General features: G+C 44.8%; 15 protein-coding genes. 10 read left to right on the top strand and 5 right to left on the bottom strand.

Features of this window, described 5'->3' with window-relative positions; translation table 11 throughout:
* The first annotated feature begins 2 nt into the window (after nt 1-2).
* The 4 genes from nuoL (at nt 3) to AC5JPO_RS05200 (ending at nt 5,992) form a co-directional block, all read left to right on the top strand.
* Entirely contained in the window at nt 3-1,877 is a 1,875-nt protein-coding gene (gene nuoL / locus AC5JPO_RS05215) for an NADH-quinone oxidoreductase subunit L (protein WP_493853460.1), read from the top strand.
* 3 nt (nt 1,878-1,880) lie between these two features.
* Nucleotides 1,881-3,506 (top strand): NADH-quinone oxidoreductase subunit M, encoded by a 1,626-nt coding sequence (gene nuoM, locus AC5JPO_RS05210; RefSeq protein WP_319049918.1) that lies wholly within the window; start codon nt 1,881-1,883, stop codon nt 3,504-3,506.
* A gap of 3 nt (nt 3,507-3,509) precedes the next feature.
* Nucleotides 3,510-4,988 carry an NADH-quinone oxidoreductase subunit N gene (locus AC5JPO_RS05205; RefSeq protein ID WP_493843582.1) on the top strand — a complete coding sequence of 493 codons (1,479 nt, stop codon included), beginning with the start codon at nt 3,510-3,512 and terminating at the stop codon, nt 4,986-4,988.
* A gap of 176 nt (nt 4,989-5,164) precedes the next feature.
* A complete protein-coding gene (locus tag AC5JPO_RS05200) occupies nt 5,165-5,992 on the top strand; it encodes a ferredoxin--NADP reductase (protein WP_493853459.1) in 828 nt (275 codons plus the stop codon).
* 90 nt (nt 5,993-6,082) lie between these two features.
* Here AC5JPO_RS05200 and AC5JPO_RS05195 read toward each other — a convergent pair whose 3' ends face one another.
* Nucleotides 6,083-6,862, bottom strand: coding sequence for a hypothetical protein (locus AC5JPO_RS05195; RefSeq protein WP_493853458.1), 780 nt, complete (start codon nt 6,860-6,862; stop codon nt 6,083-6,085).
* Nucleotides 6,863-7,397: 535 nt separating this feature from the next.
* On the opposite strand from AC5JPO_RS05195, the gene AC5JPO_RS05190 reads away from it, so the two are divergent.
* The 3 genes from AC5JPO_RS05190 to AC5JPO_RS05180 all read left to right on the top strand — a co-directional run bounded on the left by AC5JPO_RS05190 (nt 7,398) and on the right by AC5JPO_RS05180 (nt 10,837).
* Nucleotides 7,398-8,705 (top strand): RNA-guided endonuclease InsQ/TnpB family protein, encoded by a 1,308-nt coding sequence (locus AC5JPO_RS05190; RefSeq protein ID WP_493853457.1) that lies wholly within the window; start codon nt 7,398-7,400, stop codon nt 8,703-8,705.
* A gap of 230 nt (nt 8,706-8,935) precedes the next feature.
* Nucleotides 8,936-9,763, top strand: coding sequence for an energy transducer TonB (locus tag AC5JPO_RS05185; protein ID WP_493853456.1), 828 nt, complete (start codon nt 8,936-8,938; stop codon nt 9,761-9,763).
* A 198-nt stretch (nt 9,764-9,961) separates the two neighbouring features.
* Entirely contained in the window at nt 9,962-10,837 is an 876-nt protein-coding gene (locus AC5JPO_RS05180) for a mechanosensitive ion channel family protein (protein ID WP_493853455.1), read from the top strand.
* Between the two features lie 34 nt (nt 10,838-10,871).
* Here the strand turns inward: AC5JPO_RS05180 and ybeY are convergent, their stop codons facing one another.
* Together ybeY and AC5JPO_RS05170 are read right to left on the bottom strand one after the other, a co-directional pair.
* A complete protein-coding gene (gene ybeY, locus AC5JPO_RS05175) occupies nt 10,872-11,516 on the bottom strand; it encodes an rRNA maturation RNase YbeY (RefSeq protein WP_493853454.1) in 645 nt (214 codons plus the stop codon).
* Nucleotides 11,517-11,866: 350 nt separating this feature from the next.
* The gene (locus AC5JPO_RS05170) at nt 11,867-12,955 is read right to left on the bottom strand and encodes a PhoH family protein (RefSeq protein WP_443524845.1); all 1,089 of its coding nucleotides are present in this window, start codon (nt 12,953-12,955) and stop codon (nt 11,867-11,869) included.
* A gap of 588 nt (nt 12,956-13,543) precedes the next feature.
* Here AC5JPO_RS05170 and AC5JPO_RS05165 point away from each other — a divergent pair.
* From AC5JPO_RS05165 to AC5JPO_RS05155, 3 genes are all read left to right on the top strand, one after another.
* Nucleotides 13,544-14,851, top strand: coding sequence for a UbiH/UbiF/VisC/COQ6 family ubiquinone biosynthesis hydroxylase (locus AC5JPO_RS05165; RefSeq protein ID WP_443524757.1), 1,308 nt, complete (start codon nt 13,544-13,546; stop codon nt 14,849-14,851).
* Between the two features lie 166 nt (nt 14,852-15,017).
* Entirely contained in the window at nt 15,018-16,277 is a 1,260-nt protein-coding gene (locus AC5JPO_RS05160) for an FAD-dependent monooxygenase (protein ID WP_443524756.1), read from the top strand.
* Nucleotides 16,278-16,302: 25 nt separating this feature from the next.
* Complete coding sequence (locus AC5JPO_RS05155) at nt 16,303-17,022, top strand: hypothetical protein (RefSeq protein ID WP_493853453.1); 720 nt, start codon at nt 16,303-16,305, stop codon at nt 17,020-17,022.
* 17 nt (nt 17,023-17,039) lie between these two features.
* Here the strand turns inward: AC5JPO_RS05155 and AC5JPO_RS05150 are convergent, their stop codons facing one another.
* Nucleotides 17,040-17,951 (bottom strand): LysO family transporter, encoded by a 912-nt coding sequence (locus tag AC5JPO_RS05150; protein WP_443524754.1) that lies wholly within the window; start codon nt 17,949-17,951, stop codon nt 17,040-17,042.
* Between the two features lie 134 nt (nt 17,952-18,085).
* On the bottom strand, nt 18,086-20,041 hold the full coding sequence (nadB, locus tag AC5JPO_RS05145) for an L-aspartate oxidase (RefSeq protein ID WP_493854010.1): 1,956 nt from the start codon (nt 20,039-20,041) through the stop codon (nt 18,086-18,088).
* Nucleotides 20,042-20,059: the final 18 nt, after the last annotated feature.

The following is a 20,059-nucleotide window of genomic DNA, read 5'->3' as shown; positions in this document are numbered from 1 at the left end:
TCATGAGTTTATTACCATTAACCTTTATATTCCCGCTCATTGGCTTTTTGATTTTAGCCTTTATGCGCGACAAATTATCAGAGACGGTCGCAGCGATTGTTGGCGTAGGTAGCATGTTGCTATCAGCATTATGTACGCTGGTGGTTAGCTATACCTTTTTAACCACCAATCCAGCAGGAACGGTCGTACAGGTTCCGCTGTGGACATGGTTCCAAGTGGGCGACTTTGCGCCAAACTTTGGGTTGAGCTTTGATGGCTTAGCACTGACTATGACGGGCGTGATCACTGGGATTGGCTTTTTGATTCATATGTTTGCCGCTTGGTATATGAAAGGCGACACTGGCTTTGCGCGCTTCTTTAGCTATATGAATTTATTCGTAGCCAGTATGTTGTTACTGGTGCTAGCAGACGATTTGTTCCTGCTATATCTTGGCTGGGAAGGCGTGGGCATCTGTTCGTATCTATTGATTGGTTATTATTACCACGATAGAGCCAATGGTCTTGCAGCAATGAAAGCCTTTACCGTCACACGTGTCGGTGATGTGTTCTTGGCTTTTGGTTTGTTCTTATTATTCCGCGAGTTCGGTACGCTCAATATCCAAGAAATTATTACGCGTGCGCCGGAAGTGTTTGACATCAACAATCCAACGATGATGCTAACGACCATGATGTTGGTTGGCGGCGCGATGGGTAAATCAGCGCAGTTGCCACTACATACATGGCTTGCTGATGCGATGGCAGGTCCAACACCTGTGTCAGCATTGATTCACGCTGCGACGATGGTAACGGCAGGTGTTTATCTGATTGCCCGTTTACATCCATTGTTTGAACTGACGCCGGGCATCTTGTTGTATTGGGTTGGCGGCGTGGGTGCATTGACGCTTGTCGTTGCTGGATTCTGTGCGCTGGCACAAACAGACATCAAACGTATCCTTGCGTATTCGACCATGAGTCAGATTGGCTATATGTTTTTGGCGCTTGGCGTGGGGGCATGGCAAGGGGCAATCTTCCATCTAATGACCCATGCTTTTTTCAAAGCATTACTGTTCTTATCGTCAGGTGCGGTCATCCTTGCCGTACATCATGAGCAAGACATCTTTAGGATGGGTGGCCTGCGCAAAAAGATTCCATTGGTATTTTGGTGTTATATCGTCGGTGGCGGTGCACTCGCTGCGATACCTTGGGTTACCGTTGGCTTTTATTCTAAAGAAGCGATTCTTTGGGAGACGTATGCCACGGGTCACTCAGTCTTATTCTATATGGGTGTATTCGGCGCGTTCTTAACGGCGATTTATACGTTCCGTATGATTTGGATTATATTCTTTGGTGAAGAAAAAACCCATGCCCATAAGCTATCAGGCGTATCGTACTGGTTGCCTTTGACGGTGTTACTCGTGCTATCTACCGCTGTTGGCGCATGGATTACACCGCCATTAGATGGCGTATTGCCAGAGAGCGTTGGTCATCTATTAGAAGTCGCGGGTGACGCACATGCCAAGCACACCGCAGAGTATATTGCGATGGGTGCGATGGCGGCAGGTTTGATATTGGCGGCACTATTATACGTCGTCAACAAAGGTCGTATGCTGACCAGCTTTAAGCGCTCACGTATTGGTGGGGCATTATATCACTGGTGCTACCATGGCCTAGGTTTCGATGCGCTGTATGATGTAATTTTTGTGAAACCCTTTTTATTCATCGGCCGCTTATTAAAAGCCGACCCTATCGATAAAACGTGGCTGTTATTACCTAAGCTGGCTTCAGCAGGTAATAAAGTATTGTCTGCGACGCAAACAGGGTCTCTTCGAGGTTATGCTACAAGCTTTGGCTTGGGTATGGCTGTATTGCTGGTGCTGGTAATGATGACGGTGGTGTAAAAGATGATTGAGTTACAACAAACGTGGATGCTACCAGCATTAATCGCAATTCCCTTTATTGCAGGGTTGCTATGCTGGTTGGTAGAGCGATTTAATAAACGTCTGCCGCGCTGGATTGCTTTGATCGGTATGACGTTGACCTTTGCGTTGTCATTGGTACTTTGGCAGCAGGGCGATTTTAGCGGTATGAGTAAGCAAGTCATTGCGCCAGATGCGGCAGTGCCATGGGTCGCTGAGTTCAGTGTGCCATGGATACCGAGCTTTGGCATTAGTTTCCATTTAGCATTAGATGGTCTGTCACTGATGATGGTGGCATTAACTGGTTTGCTAGGTGTGGCAGCTGTTGCCTGTTCGTGGAATGAGATTCAGCGCCGTGTTGGTTTTTTCCACCTAAACTTGCTATGGAGTTTGGGCGGTGTCATCGGGGTTTTCTTAGCAATTGATTTGTTCTTATTCTTCTTCTTTTGGGAGATGATGCTGGTTCCGATCTACTTCTTGATCGCCATTTGGGGTCATGATGTGGTTGGTAAAACCAAAGAATATGCCGCAACCAAGTTCTTTATTTATACCCAAGCGTCTGGGCTTATCATGCTCATTGGTATCTTGGTATTGGTTATTATCAGTTACGCGCAAAAAGGGGTAGTGAGCTTTAACTATAATGATTTGCTCGGTACGTCTCTTGGCGGCTGGGAATATCCAATCATGCTGTGCTTCTTTATTGGCTTTGCGGTGAAATTGCCAATTATTCCTTTCCACGGTTGGTTGCCAGATGCGCATGCACAGGCACCAACAGCTGGTTCGGTAGATTTGGCAGGTGTACTTATTAAGACTGCTGCATATGGTTTGATTCGTTTTGTCTTGCCATTATTCCCAGTAGCGTCACAAGAGTTTGCGCCGATAGCGATCACCTTGGGTACGATTGGTATCTTCTATGGCGCGTGGCTCGCGTTTATGCAGACCGATATGAAGCGTTTGCTGGCGTATACCAGTATCTCGCACATGGGTTTTGTGGTACTAGCAATCTATGCAGGGACATTGCTCAGCTTACAAGGTCTGATGATTCAGATGCTCGCGCACGGGCTTAGCTCAGCGGCATTATTCATTATGGCAGGGCAGTTGTATGAGCGTCTGCATACTCGTGATTTGACGTTGATGGGTGGTATGTGGGGTCAGTTCCGTTACTACGCACCGATCCTGATGTTCTTCTGCGCTGCGTTATTGGGTATTCCAGGGACAGGTAATTTCATTGGCGAGTTCATGATTTTATTTGGCTCATTTGCTCAGTACCCTGTGTTTGTGGTGTTTGCAACATTCAGCTTGGTATTAGCGGGTCTGTACTCACTTATTTTGATTCATCGCGCTTTATTTGGTGAAAACAACATCGCCGCATTGGCAGAGCGAGAAACCAAGTCACATGGTCTACCTGTTCGTAAACTAAAAGATCTTGGCAAACGTGAGTTGTCACTACTACTAATGCTGGCGGCCGGTCTGGTATGGCTTGGACTATATCCACAGCCATTCCTTGATACGTCAAGTCATGCGATGCAGTGGATCAACAACGCATATATATACAGTCAAGTGACGCAGGTAGATGCATCGCAACTGCTTGATGTAATGGAGGCACGTTAAGTCATGAATGAGATTAAGATGAATGATTTGATAGGATTGTTGCCTTATGCGCCGATCATTGCCGTGGTCATTACGGTACTCGTGGTGATGATTGCCCTCACTGTTAAACGCTCTCATATGGTCACTGGTACGATTACGGTGGTCGGTTTAAACATCGGTCTATTTACCTTATTAGGGCAAATGGCTGGTCTGATCGAGAGCGGTGCTATTGCGCCAAATGCTGAGCAGTTATTTGTCATTGATAACTTTGCTCAGTTTAATATGGTAGTAATTTTTGTCTGTGCCTTGGCTTGCTGTACGTTATCGTATGCATACCTCGCCAACCTCAAAGACAATAAAGAAGAGCTGTACTTGCTCATGTTGCTAGCGACCACTGGTGCACTACTAATGGTAAGCGCGCAGCACATGGCATCGTTCTTTATGAGTCTAGAGATGCTATCAGTACCGCTGTATGGGATGCTAGCTTACACGTATATGCGTAACCAGTCGCTTGAGTCAGGACTGAAATATTTGGTACTATCGGCGACCGCATCAGCGACGCTGCTGATGGGTATGGCTTTTATCTATGCAGAAGTAGGCTCGCTGGCATTTAAGCCAATCAACATGGTACTGGGTAATTTGTTTGAATCGCCACTATTGATATTGGGCGCGGCGATGATGATGTTTGGTATCGCGTTCAAGCTCTCTGCAGCTCCCTTTCACATGTGGACACCCGATGTCTATGAAGGGGCACCAGCACCTATCGCTACTTTCTTAGCCTCTGTATCAAAAGTTGCGATGATGGCGCTAGCGGTTCGCTTCTTGATCGATACGGCGTTATTAGCACTACCATCAGTACAGATGCTACTAATGGTAATGGCAACCTTGTCTATTTTAGTGGGTAACCTACTGGCAGTACGTCAGACCAGTCTCAAGCGTCTACTCGGTTACTCTTCTATTGCCCATATGGGTTACGTGATGATCGTTATCGTCAGTATTGGCTCAGCTGCTGATAGTATCTCTAGTATGTATATGGCAGTTTATGCCTTTACCTCTATTGGTGCCTTTGGTGTTGTGACGTTGATGTCGAGTCCATACCGCTTATCTGGTGAAGCTGACGAGCTGACTCACTATCAGGGGTTATTCTGGCGTCGTCCAGTACTGACCGCTGTGATGACTATCATGATGTTGTCACTGGCTGGTATTCCACTGACGGCAGGCTTTATCACAAAGCTATTTGCTATCTTGGCTGCTGTACAAGGAACCAATTGGTTCTTGGCTGCGATGATTATTTTGGGTAGTGCGATTGGTCTATTCTACTACTTGCGCGTTTTACTTACGCTATTCAAACGTCCTAAGCAGTTCATTGAGTTTGATGTCTCTGGACAATGGGGTATTCGTACCGGTGGTATCATGGTCATTGCGGTCACAGCGATTATTCTGTTCTTTGGTATCTTGCCAAATAGTATGATTGAGTGGGCAAGCTTGGCTCGTATTTGGTAGTATCAAGATTGAACAGTAGATAAGCCTTATCTACTGTTACGGTTAAAAAACCAAGATGCGCCCGCTTTATGATAAGCTTGGCGCATCTTTTTTTGCCTGCCTTCGCTTGCTGTTACTTACCTCGCGAGGGTCTCTTATAAAAATACAGCTTAACAAAGTATGAGTGACGAATAACTATGAGTGATAATATTCAAACGGTAACGGTACTGAGCAAAACCACTTGGACACCCAATCTATTTAGTTTTACCGTCAGCCGTCCTGAGAGTTTTAAGTTCACAGCAGGGCAGTTTGTACGTTTAGGGGTCAATCCTAGTCAGCTAAAATATTACCAGCAGAATGACGTAAATGATGCCGCTACCGATGCAGCATTGAATGAAGATATTTTTCGTGCATATTCGATTGTGTCTTCTCCGTTTGATGAGGTACTAGAGTTTTTCTCTATTGTGATACCTGATGGTGCCTTTACGTCGCAGTTGCAGCATTTGCAAGTGGGCGATGAGTTACTGCTCAACACCATGCCATTTGGATTTTTGACATTAGCACGTTATCAAAAACCATTACCAAAGGATTTGTGGTTGCTTGCGACAGGTACGGGTCTTGCACCATTTTTATCGATGTTACAAGATCTAAAGACATGGGAAGACTACGAGCATATCGTACTGGCTTATAGCGCACGTTCGATAGAAGAGCTTGCTTACGTTGAGCAGATCGAGCGCTTGCAAGAAGACTTTGGCACGCTAGTTGATAATCCAGCAAAACTGATTTTTATTCCCATTGTCACAAGAGAGCCTGTCGAAGGCGCACTGTCAGAGCGTTTGCCTAAGCTGTTGTTAGAGGGTAGGCTGCAAGAGCGCGCAGGGATCGCTTTAGATATTGATACGACTCATGTCATGCTATGCGGCAACCCAGATATGGTAGAAGATACCAAAGAGGCATTAAAGACATTAGGGCTGGTGATGAATCGGCGCGGAGAAGGCAATATCGCTGTCGAAAACTACTGGTAGTCCTTCCCACAAAAAAACGCTGTATCTTCAAGGTTGTTAGCCCTTAGATACAGCGTTTTTTTTATGAATTTAGATTTTATCTTTAGCCTACTATTCTTGGCTAGGTTCCGTCGCATCGTCGATAGGATTGATCGGGCCTTGCATGATTTGAGGCTCGTCATCATCACCGATAATATCTTCGTTGTTTGTTGAGGCTAGTAGGTCACGATAATTGACTTGAGCTTTTAAAACCATCTGATCTTCTTCTAGCTTACCGTAATTTACTTGCACCTTGTACAAAGCACCCATGATCTTTTTGTTGTTTTTTAGCCAGCGATTGATATCGAGGTAAATGACCTCGTCTTTTGGCCGCGCGATATTGACATAAGAGAGGATAAAGCCCAGCGGGTCTTTTTTGAGGACACTATGATAAAACCAGATAGCAAGCTTAACGCCTTGGCGTTTGATAAAAGACTCACAGCGTAGGTTTAGTATGTCGGTATAGGTTTGTTGACCAAACACAAAGCGCTGGACGTTGCGATCAAGCTGTACATGGATCAAGCTAAAATTACTGGCGATCTCAGCATATATGCCGCCAGCATCAACCGTACAGTAAAGACGAAACCAGTCATCGTGCAGCTCAACACGTAGCTCTAGTATTGCTTTTACATTGTCCGTCACAAAATTTTGTAGCGCATCATTGACGTAGGTTTGTGCGATGGGTAAGGATATCTCGTCTTCAAGCTTTTCTGTGGTTCGGTTATAGATGTCTCTAACCGATTGGGCAATGCGATCCCAACCGTTGCCGAGTGACTCGTCAAAACGATAGCCGATATTCTCAAAGAACTCGTCAAAATTGTCTGAATTGTTTACGTTATCAAAGTCACTCAAACTTATTATCCTTACAATTATAGGGCTTATCATTCGATAGGTGGTACACAGCGTACTGGTATCAGGTATAAACGAAAACCTTGTATCAGATAACAGTAGACAGTGATTTTGCACCGAATAATAGGGTGCTTAGTGTCACAGTGCTAAAACAGTATATAACAAATACAGTGGCTTCAAAATGGACACATGCGTTTTATGACAATTCATTTGATATCACAAGCCTTATATCTGTTTTGTCATGATTTTGAGAATGTGATTATTATTGAAATTAATATGGTTTATTGCTTGAACTGACAGTGTTCATTGAGAACAGTATTCAGTGACAACAGTATCAAATGATAAGGTCAAAGTAATACCAGTGATGGTTAAGCTAGCGACATAATTCTATAAAAAAAGCGAAAAAGGACTCCACCCGACATTAGGGTGTAGGTGAGTTTCGCTTAGTGTTTATTATATATGCATAAAAATTATATACTGAAATAAGCTATAATAAATTGCACAACTGACATTAAAATAAATAAAATGAATTGGTATTATGAAAATCAACAAAGCGTATAAATTTAGGCTTGAGCCTAATGCAGAGCAGGAGATTATTTTAAATAATCTTGTCGGCTCTGCACGTTTTGTTTGGAATCAAATGCTAGCGATCTCATTTGAGATGTTTGCTAAAGATGAGTTTATCAATGCCACCAACCTTGTTAATAAAATTATAGATCTAAAGAATAACCCTGATTACGAGTTCTTAAAAACCCATTCTAATGCCGTCTCTTTACAACAAAAAGTACGTGATCTGGCATCGGCTTGGTCGCGTTTCTTTGATCCTAAAGCACATGCCAGATTGAAAGAAAATAAAAAGAAACCAAGAAAACCCAAGTTTTTTAAACTGGCGGATGGCACAGAGATTCAACGACGACCATCGATGCCACAATTTAAGCGCAAATCCGCTGGCTGCGACTCAATTCGCTTGGTTCAGTTTGATAAATACTGCCGTATTAAGGGCAATCGAGTAAAACTGCCTAATGGTGTGGGCCTAGTGACGTTTAGGAAATCGCAAGACATTATTGGCAAGATTAAAAATGTCACCATCAGCAAGAAGTCAGGGCATTGGTACGTGTCGTTTGGCACAGAGCGCGAACTGACTGAGAACCCTCGTCACCCCTCTAAAAGCGCCATTGGCTTGGATATGGGTATCAGCAAACTACTGACCACCTCAAACGGTGATGTCATCAAACCGAAAAACAGCTTTAAAGCCAATCAACTCAAACTGGCCAAATTACAGCGTCAATTAAGCAGAAAGGTTCTGTTTAGCCAAAACTGGAAAAAGCAAAACCACAAGATTCAAAAGCTCCACAGCCACATTGCTAGTATCAGACACGACTACTTGCATAAAATCACCACCCGCATCAGCAAAAGCCACGCCATGATTGCTTGTGAAGATTTAAAAGTAGCCAATATGTCGAAATCAGCCAGCGGTACGGTGGAGAATAAAGGTCGTCAGGTTAAAGCCAAGTCAGGATTGAATAAATCAATTCTAGATCAAGGCTGGGGCATGATGGTCAATATGCTTGAGTACAAGCAGCAATGGCGCGGTGGGTTACTGATTAAAGTAAATCCACGATATACCAGTCAGACCTGCTTTGAATGCAAGCATATCGCTAAGGAAAACAGACAAACTCAGTCCAAATTCGAGTGCGTCAAATGTGATCATAAAGCCAACGCTGATATTAATGCAGCTAAAAATATTTTATCGGCAGGACATGCCGTTTTGTCTGCGGAGGGAGGATGCAGTAAAGGTCGCCCGTTGAAACAGAAAACAAGTGACGGTCGTGAGAAGGTCGCCTAAGAGCGTTTGCTTTTAGAATCCCCCACTTGAGCTTCGCGAAAGTGGTGGGAGTATGTCAAGTCATGTTATGATAGCGCCAACATATATCGTGCCTGTCGTTATAGTGCTCGTATCGTACTCATTGCGAAGTGCGGTTGCTGATACACGGCGTCCATAAGCTGAGACCTACTGTGGCCTACATCAAAGACTCACAAAGCTACCATTTTTCAGCGCAACCTCTAAAGCGTGATATGAGCTTACCTATTGCAGTCGTTATTGCGGTCGCTATACACGTATTGATTATTTTTGGTATCAGCTTTTCAATGGGTAAAGACCCTGCAGCGATGATGCAAGATGTCGCAAAGGCCTTGACCGATAATATGCAACCAAATGAGGATGCTCAATTTATTGCCAATGCCTCACAAGTAGGGGGCGGCACCGTAGAGGAGCAGCTCAGACAAGAGAATGACCAAATAAGTCCACTGTCTGCTGCGCAAATGAGCGAGACGAAAGACGTCATCAATTTACAGCGTCAAGTACGACAGCAGCGCTATCAAGAGAGCTATCTGCGCACCACGTTGAGTTGGCGGCAAGCGAGTGTAGAGTCGGATAATGACAGTAAACAAGCACAAGACGACCTAATAGCACAAGAGGAGCGTCTGCGTAAACAAATTGCTACCTTGGAGGCACAGTTGTCTCAGCGTCAGCAAGTTTATGCGACCAAGTCCAAAGTGGTAACGATGGATAGTAACTCGACCAAGCGCGGAGCGGCAGCAGATTATATCAATACTTTTCGTGAACACGTCGAGCGCGTCGGTAACTTGCACTATCCTGTGCAAGCGCGGGCGCAAGGTATCACAGGTGAAGTACGGCTGATGGTTATCATCAGTAGTAATGGCAATATTAAGGCTATTCGCCTGCTTGAAAGCTCAAACTCGACGATACTAGATGAAGCAGCCAAGCAATCAGTCAGGCAGGCAGCACCCTTTGGACCATTTACCAAAGATATGCGTGATATCGTTGAGCTGCGTCTGATACGTACTTATCGCTATAGTGACACAGTGGACGTCACGTACTAACGCTAGAGAAAGTAAGTAAAACGTTAAGCGAACATAGAGTAGCAATGAATGCGTCATACTATTTTGGTAGAAATCACTGCTTGGCGAAAATCATTGTTTGACCAAAATCGCCGTTTAACGATGATCATTGCAAATAAGATTATTGCCAGTAACAAATACCCAAATTTATAACACACCGCTATAAAATAAAGAGTCAGTATGGAATTTTTAGGTTTTACCATAGATATTGCCGAACTCACCAGCCATGCCTTAGAAATTGTCATTAAGGTTGCTTTAGCAATAATTATATTCATTGTGGGACGTTGGCTTGCCAAAAAGGCAGTCGCGTTTTCTGATCGTCTAATGGCGCGCAGCCATCTGGACGCGACGGTCGCCAGCTTTTTGAGTCGTCTTCTATACGGTTTGCTACTAGTCGTGGTGGTCTTAGCTGCCCTCAGCAAAGTTGGCGTGCAAACCACATCGGTCGTTGCTATTTTGGGTGGTGCTGCGGTTGCCGTTGGTCTGTCATTAAAGGATCAGCTGTCAAACTTCGCTGCTGGGATTATGATTGTGACGTTTCGACCGTTTGTGCGCGGTGATTATGTGCAGATCAGTAGCTATACGGGTACAGTGACAGAGATTAGCTTGGTCAATACTCATCTAACGACGATCAATAATCACGATATCATTATCCCAAATAGTGACATCACAACATCACCAGTAGTGAACTATACTGCATTGCCCAATCGCCGTGTCGATATCACAGTTGGTATTGGCTATGATGCTGATATCAAAACAGCCAAAGATCTGATGCTAAGCCTAGCCAGAAACAACCCGCTGTCTTTTACCGACCCTGAGCCCATTGTACGAGTGACCAACTTGGGTGACAACTCAGTTGATTTGACACTGAACGTCTGGACCACCAACGATGACTGGTGGTCGATGCAGTGCCAATTGCTTGAACAATTCAAGCACGCACTAGATGATGAAAAGATTGAAATTCCATTCCCGCAGCGTAGCGTCCATGTCAAAGGTTTGGACCATATGATCAATCAAATGGGTCAAGCACAAAAGCTACCACTATCTAAAGACTAACTGGGCTAAAGACTAATTGATAAAAACAGCTGTGTTAGATATACGGATTTGGTAGGTTTAGACCTGCCAAAATCTCAATTTCAAAGTATTCCATCTCATCTTGCTCAGCCTGTCCAAGCTCATGATCAAACCCTAGCAAATGCAGTATACCGTGCACCAATAAATGGCTAATATGCTGTGCTAGGGTTTTGTCTTGCTCTTGCGCCTCACGCACCATTACTTCATGACAGATAATAAGCTCACCAAGAGGCAACGTTGGCATTAATTGTATAATAGCAGCAGGCAACTCACTTGGATAAGACAAAATATTGGTCGCGTAGTCTTTACCACGTGCTTCTAAATTTAGAGCGCGTCCCTCAATATCATCAGTAATATATAAGTCCAATGCTTTAGATTTTTCTTGCCACAGCTCGGTATCTATATCCGAAAAATAAGGTAACGTCAGACCTTTACCGACACGCTCATCGATATAATCCAAAGCTGCTTTCATCACAGACAGTAAATGAGTACGATCATAAAACGTATCCAATACCTCATCACTGATGCTATCGGCTGCATTGATATCAAGTGCTGCGAGTTCCGCATCATGACTCATAGCATTACTAGCAATATCAGTATCATCGATATAGATGTTATCAACATTGGCACCATCAATATTAGTATTGTCAGATTGGCTCATATCATTATCCTTTTTATTGTATATGGTCGCATGTAAACAGCTGCACTATATTTTAGACGATATTTTAAATATAGTGCTATTCAAGATAGTGCTATTCAAGATAGTGGCATCTGAAATAGCAATATTGCTAGAGAGACGCGTTAGTTAGTGCTTTACTCATCTAATTGGCTTATTATTGACCACACCATGAAGGCGACTACCGCTAAGTTGTGAGCAGGCAATGGTTAAAAAGTGAGACTACATTTAGAGCAGGCTAAACCTATACAAAATTAAGTAATGCATGGTAAGAAAAAACCGGACTACCCTGAGTAATCCGGTCTTTGTTCAAAACAAGCTTTTGAAAAATATCTTTATAGTTTGGCAGCCACGTTAGCCACAGCTTGTCTACGCTCTTGCTCCTTGATACGTTCAAACTTACGCTTTTCTTCTAGAGCCATTTGCTCTTCATCGAACACGTCATAAGCTTCAACGATCTGTTGTACCAACTGATGGCGTACTACATCTTTTGAGTCAAACTTGGTGATATGAATCTCTTCGATGTCTTTTAAGATATCCATCGCTTGTGCCAAACCTGATTTATGACCGCGTGGCAAATCGACCTGAGTGATGTCACCAGTAATCACCGCACGTGAGCCAAAGCCGAGACGCGTCAAAAACATTTTCATCTGTTCAGGCGTTGTGTTCTGTGCTTCATCCAAAATGACAAATGAGTTATTGAGCGTACGACCACGCATATAGGCGAGCGGCGCGATCTCGATAATTTGACGCTCGATCATTTTACCGACTTTCTCAAAACCTATCATCTCATAAAGCGCGTCATATAACGGGCGCAAATACGGATCAATCTTTTGCGTCAAATCACCTGGCAAGAAACCCAATTTTTCACCGGCTTCTACGGCTGGGCGTACGAGCAAGATACGCTCGATCTCGTTGCGCTCAATCATATCCACCGCACAAGCGACCGCAAGATAGGTCTTACCAGTACCAGCAGGCCCGATACCGAACGACACATCAGAGCTCAAGACGTTTTTTACATAGCGCTGCTGGTTGCCACCGCGCGGAATGATACGGCCTTTACGTGTGCGTAAGCTGATGGGCGTAAACTCGCTTGCCTCATCTAAATCGTCTCCATCTTCGATATCATTATCATCGTCCTCATTATCCATATCTTCATCGCGTGAGATGCTCGATTGGATCATCAGGTGCAGCTCTTCTGCGCTGATATCTTTAGTGTTTTGGGCTTCATCTACCATTTTGTAGATGATACGCTCACCGCGTTCAACAGCGGTCACATCGCCACTCAAACAAAAATCACCTTGGCGTTGCATGATTTTGATATCGAGGCGTTCTTGAATATATTTCATGTGGTTATTGTATTCACCTAGCACGGTTTTGAGCTGTGCTGGCGTTAGAGATTCAAACTTTATACGGCGGCTCATGGTATCAGTCAAGCGATTATCCTTGTATTGTGTGCCCGGCGCTATAGTCTAGCGTTGCATGCGTCACGGGTTTCAGAGATAAAATAGTTAGTAGCGTTGTTGTGTTTTAAGTGATAAGTGTTTCAAATGACAAATGGTTTTTAGATGGTCAGGGTAACGGTAATTTTGTTATTGATGTTGTGGAAAATAATAAATAAAAGTCTTGCCTTCATTATGGTAGAGAATTTTTAAAATTCAAGCCATACATTGAGTAGATAGCGTTGTTTTTGTATGTGGATTGCAATATCGGTACAGGCAACCTTTATCAACTGTTTTAGGTTGAACCAAAGTACAGATTAATCTAGGTTTCTTTGGCTTTATGGATCTTTTTTTTGTGATTATAAACCTTGTGCTTGAGGGGAGTAGATAAACGATTTGTCTACGGTTTAGCTCACGGCATAATAAAGAATCTGTGGTAATCTATGAACGATATTACAGCGCTTTACGATTGAGTCAAAAGCGGCCTTTATCAGATAAAGGTTATCCAATAAAACGGCTATCAATCACTAAAGATAGGCAAGCTCAAAAATTATAATAGGAACAATAACGATGCAAGAGACTGATTCACATTTATCTAATTCTAAAAACGGGTCTAATAACAAGAAGGCAATTACCGAGCAGCAAGTGCTTATCGTTGGTGGCGGTCACGTGGGTCTGTCCTTTGCCTTACTATTGGCGAATCACGGCATCGCTAGCACATTACTAGAAAAAAACTGCTATCCAACGATCAGTCCGACCGATGACCGTACGCGCAGTCATTATTTGGACAGTCGCAATACAGCGTTGTCACGACGCACGGTACAGATCTATCAAGAGATTGGACTGTGGGATGACCTGCAAAGCCATGCGTGCCGAATTGATAGCGTGCAAATTAGTGAGCAAGGTAGCTTTGGTCGCGCGCAGCTGAATAAAGCGGAAGAGAAAGTAGAGTCTTTTGGACAAGTGATTGAGAACGCGTGGCTTGGACGTAAGCTTTTATTAGCCGCGCAGCAGTCGCCACTCGTTACTTTGATTGATAATGCCAGTGTCAATGCAGTAACCCAACAAGTAGATGGTGTGACGCTGAGCTTTAGTGATGAAAGCAATGCGGAACACGAGCAGCAACTACAAGCCAGCGTATTAGTCGCTTGTGATGGACGAGATTCTACGGTACGTCCACTATTGAATATTGGCACCACGACCTATGACTATCAGCAAACGGCTATCGTTGGCGTGGTAGAGACGGATAAGCCGCACGAGCATGTCGCAATTGAGCGTTTTAGCCCAGCAGGTCCACTGGCTGTACTGCCGCTGACGGATCCAGAGGGCGATGGCAATGACGGATATCAACAAGGCTATAGACGATCTGTGGTATGGGTATGTCCAACAGGCGAAGAAAACAAATATCTAGAAGACGATGCGCATTTCTTGCAGACGTTACAGCAGGCATTTGGGCAGCGCGCGGGCACGTTTGTCGCTGCTGGTCGCCGCGGCGCGTATCCATTGTCTCGCGTATTAGCAGACAAGCAAGTCGAGGGTCGCTGCGTGATTATGGGCAATGCCGCTCACACTTTGCATCCTGTCGCGGGTCAAGGGTTCAATTTGTGTATGCGAGATGCCCATGTATTGGCGCAAATGATGAGTTCACAAGTGCTCAAAGGCGAAGACATCGGTAATGCACAATTACTACAGCGTTATGAAAAAGCACGTCAGACCGATCAAAAACGAGTGATTCGCTTTTGTGATGCCGTAGTACATGGCTTTACCCATCCCAATTTAGCTATTAAGCTGGCACGAAATATGGCATTGTTGGCCTTTGATAAATTGCCAAATATCAAGCCATTGATTGCGACCTACGCGATGGGTTTAAAGTCATAGCGCTATAGTTAATCCTCTTTAAAAGAGTGACAGCGTTAACCTCGCTTGAAGTATTGCCTATACATCTGCACTCGGTTGCCTTGTCTCTCTTTTGAACTGAATCAACTATATGTAATTGAGACTGATAATAAGCATTCTAATATCGAGCAATATTGAGAGACACCTTATGAGAAACAATCATACCCTAATTATCGGTGGCGGTATCGTTGGCGCGACGCTTGCGCTAAAGCTAGCACAGGATAAAATGCCAGTGACCTTGGTTGATGCCTGTCCTGCGCGCGATGAGTCAGCGTGGCAAGCGGTGCTGAGCAAACGTGACGCGCGTGTCTATGCGCTCAGTCTGGCGAGTATTAACCTGCTCAAAGAGATTGGCGCGTGGCAACACATTGCCATCTCCAAGCGTAAAGCGGATTACTCACAGATGCAGGTCTGGCAGTTGAACGGCATGGGCGAGCTATTATTTGGTAATAGCCATGACCAAAGCGCTGCGCCTGAGATACTCGGTAGTATGGTGGAGCCCGCGGTTATTGAACACGCCTTATGGCAGCGTTTGCATGAAGCGGATATCAGCGAGTATCTGACGGTTATCGCTGGGCACAAAGTTGTCAATATGGACTGGCTAGGTGCGCAGCAAGGCTACCGTGTGACGTTAGATAATGGTACAGCGATTGATGCGCGTCTCTTGGTTGGGGCTGATGGGCGTGGCTCATTTGTCCGCCAGCAAGCAGGGATTGGGGTCGATACGCTTGATTATAATCAAACCGCGATTTGCTGTGCGATTCAGACCGAAAAGCCACATCAAGCGACTGCTCGTCAAGCCATGTTGCCGACTGGCACGCTAGCGCTCTTGCCGTTAGCGGATATCACTGAGACTGATAAATCAAACCCGCAACATTGGCAATCGATCGTATGGACATTGCCGCGCAATCAGGCATTGGCATTGATAGCAGAAGACGACCGCTTTATCGCGGACAAACTTGCGGCTGCGAGCCATTACGAGCTGGGTGCTATCACGCAGATTGAGTCCATTGCTAGTTTTCCTTTAGCAGCACAGCAAGCAAAGAGTTATGTGGCTGATAACTTGGTACTCATTGGCGATGCCGCTCATGGCGTACATCCACTGGCAGGCCAAGGGTTGAACCTCGGTATGCTCGATGTAAAAGTATTGTGTGAGCAGCTAGCGCATGACTTTACCCGTAGTGGTGGCACGCTGTGGGGCAGCAACCAAACACTGCGTCATTATGAACGTTCGCGTCGTCCGCATAATAGCCTGATGATGCATAGCTTCTCGGCACTCAACTGGTTGTTTGCAGGGTCGCTTGCCCAAGTGCGCCCTGTACAGCAGATCCGTAATGAAGGCATGTACCGCGTCGGCAAAATCAAGCCATTGATGCGCTTGTTTGCGAAGCAGGCGAGTGGGGTTTAGGATTTGACTTAGGGATGAGTAAGGTATGAATATTAAATTATCGATGATAGCGACAGGTTTGATAAGTGTATTGATACTGACAGGTTGTCAGACGCCGTTAAAAAGCACTGCGCTCAATCAAAGTATTGAAGAACCGCCTATTACGTTAGTACCAGACATCCCGGATTCAGATGGGGATGGCGTACTTGATGATATAGACGAGTGTCCTGAAACGTCAAAACATACGGTAGTCGATGTGAAAGGTTGTACAGTAGTAATTGAGGGAGGTGAAGCACTTGAAATGGAGTTTAGTGGATTTTTTCCATCTATGAGCAGCCAGTTACCTAATATTTATGATATTGAGTTTGGAAAAATTGAAGAAAAACTCAGTGAGTATCCAGAAGCAACAGTGTTTATTTTTGGTCATGTTGCATCAAGTGAAATAGATGAGGATGTTTTAGCAAACTTTGGATTTGAGTCCTTACCTCGTCATCGGGCGCTTATCGTCAAAAATATGTTGGTATTAGAACATGGTATTGCTACTGCGCGTATCCATACTTATGACTGCTCAAATAAATTATTAGTTAACGACAACGCTTATATAGATCCTAATTTTAAAGCGCTCAATCTAAAAAATATTGAATCAAAACAGCGCCGCGTAACTTTAATGGCAAGTAGTGAAGTAAGTGACTTAAAGAACTTAGACTATATCTCTTATCAGAGAAAGTATGGGAAATACGCAAAACATTGTGATCCGTTTGAATAAGAATTGATTATGAGTAACTATCCCAACGCTGAAAAGAACACCATCAATACGGGCGAGATAATATTAATCAAAAAGCCAAAACTGATTGCCAGTGGTACAACCTTTAGACCACCAGATTGCTGAATAATAGGCAAGGTAAAATCTAAGCTGGTCGCACCGCCGAGACCTACCGCAGCAGAAGGATATTTGCGCATAAATACAGGAATGAATAGCAGCGCAAAGAACTCGCGTACCAAATCATTAAATAGCGCGACACTGCCCCATACCGCGCCGTAAGCATCGGTCATGACAATCGCTGATAACGAATACCAACCGAACCCTGACGCCATTGCCAAGCCTTTCGTCCATGACACATCTGTGAATAGTAAGGCAAACACAAGCCCACCAACCAACACCGACAGCGTAAAGATAATGCTCATCTCGACGCCGCGTTTGTTGAGCATGACTTCTTTTAAGGTAATGCCTGAGCCTTTTAAGCCAATACCGACCAACAAAATCAAAATCATCAGCATGACGGTCATAGAGTTTTCAGGTGGCATATAATCAGCAGGTAAGAAAAAGCCAATCACCATCCCAATCACCACGCAGACGACCTGTAATAGGCTGCCCCGAATACTGACACGATGTTCTTTAGATTTGACGCTTGGTTTTTTGGCCTGCCACGGTCGTATATGGTCAAACACCATCAGTGCGAAAAGCCCCGTACCAATTGTGAGTATTGATAGAACAGTAACATATAGGGCAATTTCGCCAACTTGATTGCCTAAGCCTTCTACCTGCGACAGTTCAACGCCGATCAGTGCCAAGATGAGATATACCAAATAAGACAAGCCCATATCGGCAAGTCTGGTCAGAGTTGGGTTGGCAGGAATGGCAAAGCCAATAAACATTGGCATCAATACCAAAACGAGGGTAATCAAGCTTTGCATTGTAGGGAACTCGCAGCATTTTAACAGGGTGTTTTTGACAAGCTTGCGATTGTACCATAACACCGAAATAATGCTGAAAATACATCCCTAAAATCATATTGACCATACCTTTCAGTATGGTCTTTTGGACTGGCTTAATCGATTTCTACTAGCACGTGACTTTTTTCAGGCAGACAGTGTTTGGGCAAGCTATGCTCTGGCAGGCAGTTATCGCTTTTAAGAGGCTGCGTGGATCCCGCAAAATAACTGAATTGATCATAAGCTAGGTCATGCTGTGGCTCCACAACGCTAGTAAGAGGGGCAGTCGCTAGGTTTGGATAGTCCTGTCTGTAATGACCACCGCGACTCTCAAAGCGCTGATAGGCCGACTGGATAATTAAGGTTGCTAATGTGAGTTGTCTTTCTAGTTGAAAGTATGACAACTCATTGGCAGTAGTAGGGCTACTCGCATTATTTGTGCCAAGCTGGCTCACCTTTGACTTTGTACTCCAATGTTGCCACTCTTGTATTTGTTGCAACGCTTGCTCTAATTGCTCGGCGCTGCGAGTGATACCCATATTAGCAGTCATCAGCGTTTTTAATGCTGTAGTTATGGTTGCAATATCAGTGTGAATATCAGGGGTGAGCGATTCATGGGTAAGCTCATAGTGATATGCTGATGATACAGATGCCGGCAGCATCACAGACTGCGTATCCCTAAGCACTGGCGCTGACCATGCACTAAGGTATGATTGTGTTAACTCATCACATGATGCGCGATCGAACGTAGCCATTTTTGTTAAGTCTTCTAGGTTCTGCAAGTTGTCTAAACGCTCTAGATAATGCGGTAGGTTGGCTGCGATATTACGGCCAACTACCACACACTCTAGTAGGGAGTTGCTTGCCAAACGGTTGGCGCCATGCAGTCCTGTATAAGCCACCTCACCAGCCGCATAAAGTCCTGGCAAATCCGTTAACCCTTTGGCATCAGTCACCACACCGCCACAGCTATAATGTGCCGTTGGCGCAACTGGGATAGGGTCGGTAGTCATATCGATACCATGTGCCAGCAGGGTCTTATAAATCTGCGGGAAATGTGCTTTTACGAAGTCTGCGGGCAAGTGACTGACATCAAGATGTACATAACCAAGTCCATTGCTATCAATCTGCGTGGCTATCGCGCGAGCAACGATGTCTCGCGGTGCTAACTCCGCCCGTGCGTCTATATCCAGCATAAAACGCACGCCTGTTTGCGGACAGTATAATCGTCCACCTTCTCCTCGTAGTGCTTCAGATATCAAAAAGCTACTGTCGCCCAGTGCTAATCCAGTTGGATGAAACTGGATGAACTCCAAATTCGCCAAACGGCAGCCCGCTTGCCACGCCATCATCACGCCATCGCCGACACAGACATTGGGTGCGCTTGCCCGCTTAAACAGTTGACCTAGTCCACCGCTGGCTAGTACGACTGTACGACTTTGAAAGGTAAGTTGAAGCGCCTGTTTATGATCGAATACAAGTGCGCCTTGGCAGTGCTTGGCACCATAGCCACCGAGGTATTGAGTATCAGCTATAGGCGATGTGAGTAACTCTAGAGCCTCGTGATAAGGCAATATAGTAATATTAGTCGCAGACTGTGCTTTTAGGATCAAGGTGTCCATCACGTGCCTGCCAGTCGCATCATCTGCATGGGCGACGCGTCTACAGCCATGCCCGCCTTCTTTTGTTAAATGCAACTCGCTGGTCTGTAACTGAGAGAAGTCCTGCGCGTTTATGTTATCCGAAGCTTTAGATGAGTTCTGAGTAAAAGGCACGCCTTGCGCGCATAACCACTGAACCGCCTGCTGTCCAGCACCCAAAATGCTGGCAGTATTGTCAGCCGTGCATAGTCCTGCACCAGCCACTAGGGTATCGGCGATATGGTCACTGACAGAGTCATCTTTGTCTAAGCTAGCGGCAATACCACCTTGAGCATAGTGACTTGAGCAAACCTCAAGTGCTGCTTTACTCAAAACGGTAACATGCAGTGATGTAGGTAGGGATAGTGCAGTGCTCAAACCTGCCAATCCAGCACCAATAACAAGGACGTCAGTTTTTATAATCGTGTTCATGTTACTGTTACTCCCATT

It is taken from the genome of Psychrobacter sp. H25, from assembly GCF_059076335.1.
Note: the sequence above shows the minus strand (reverse complement) of the source record. Positions and strands in the feature narration are given on the sequence as shown.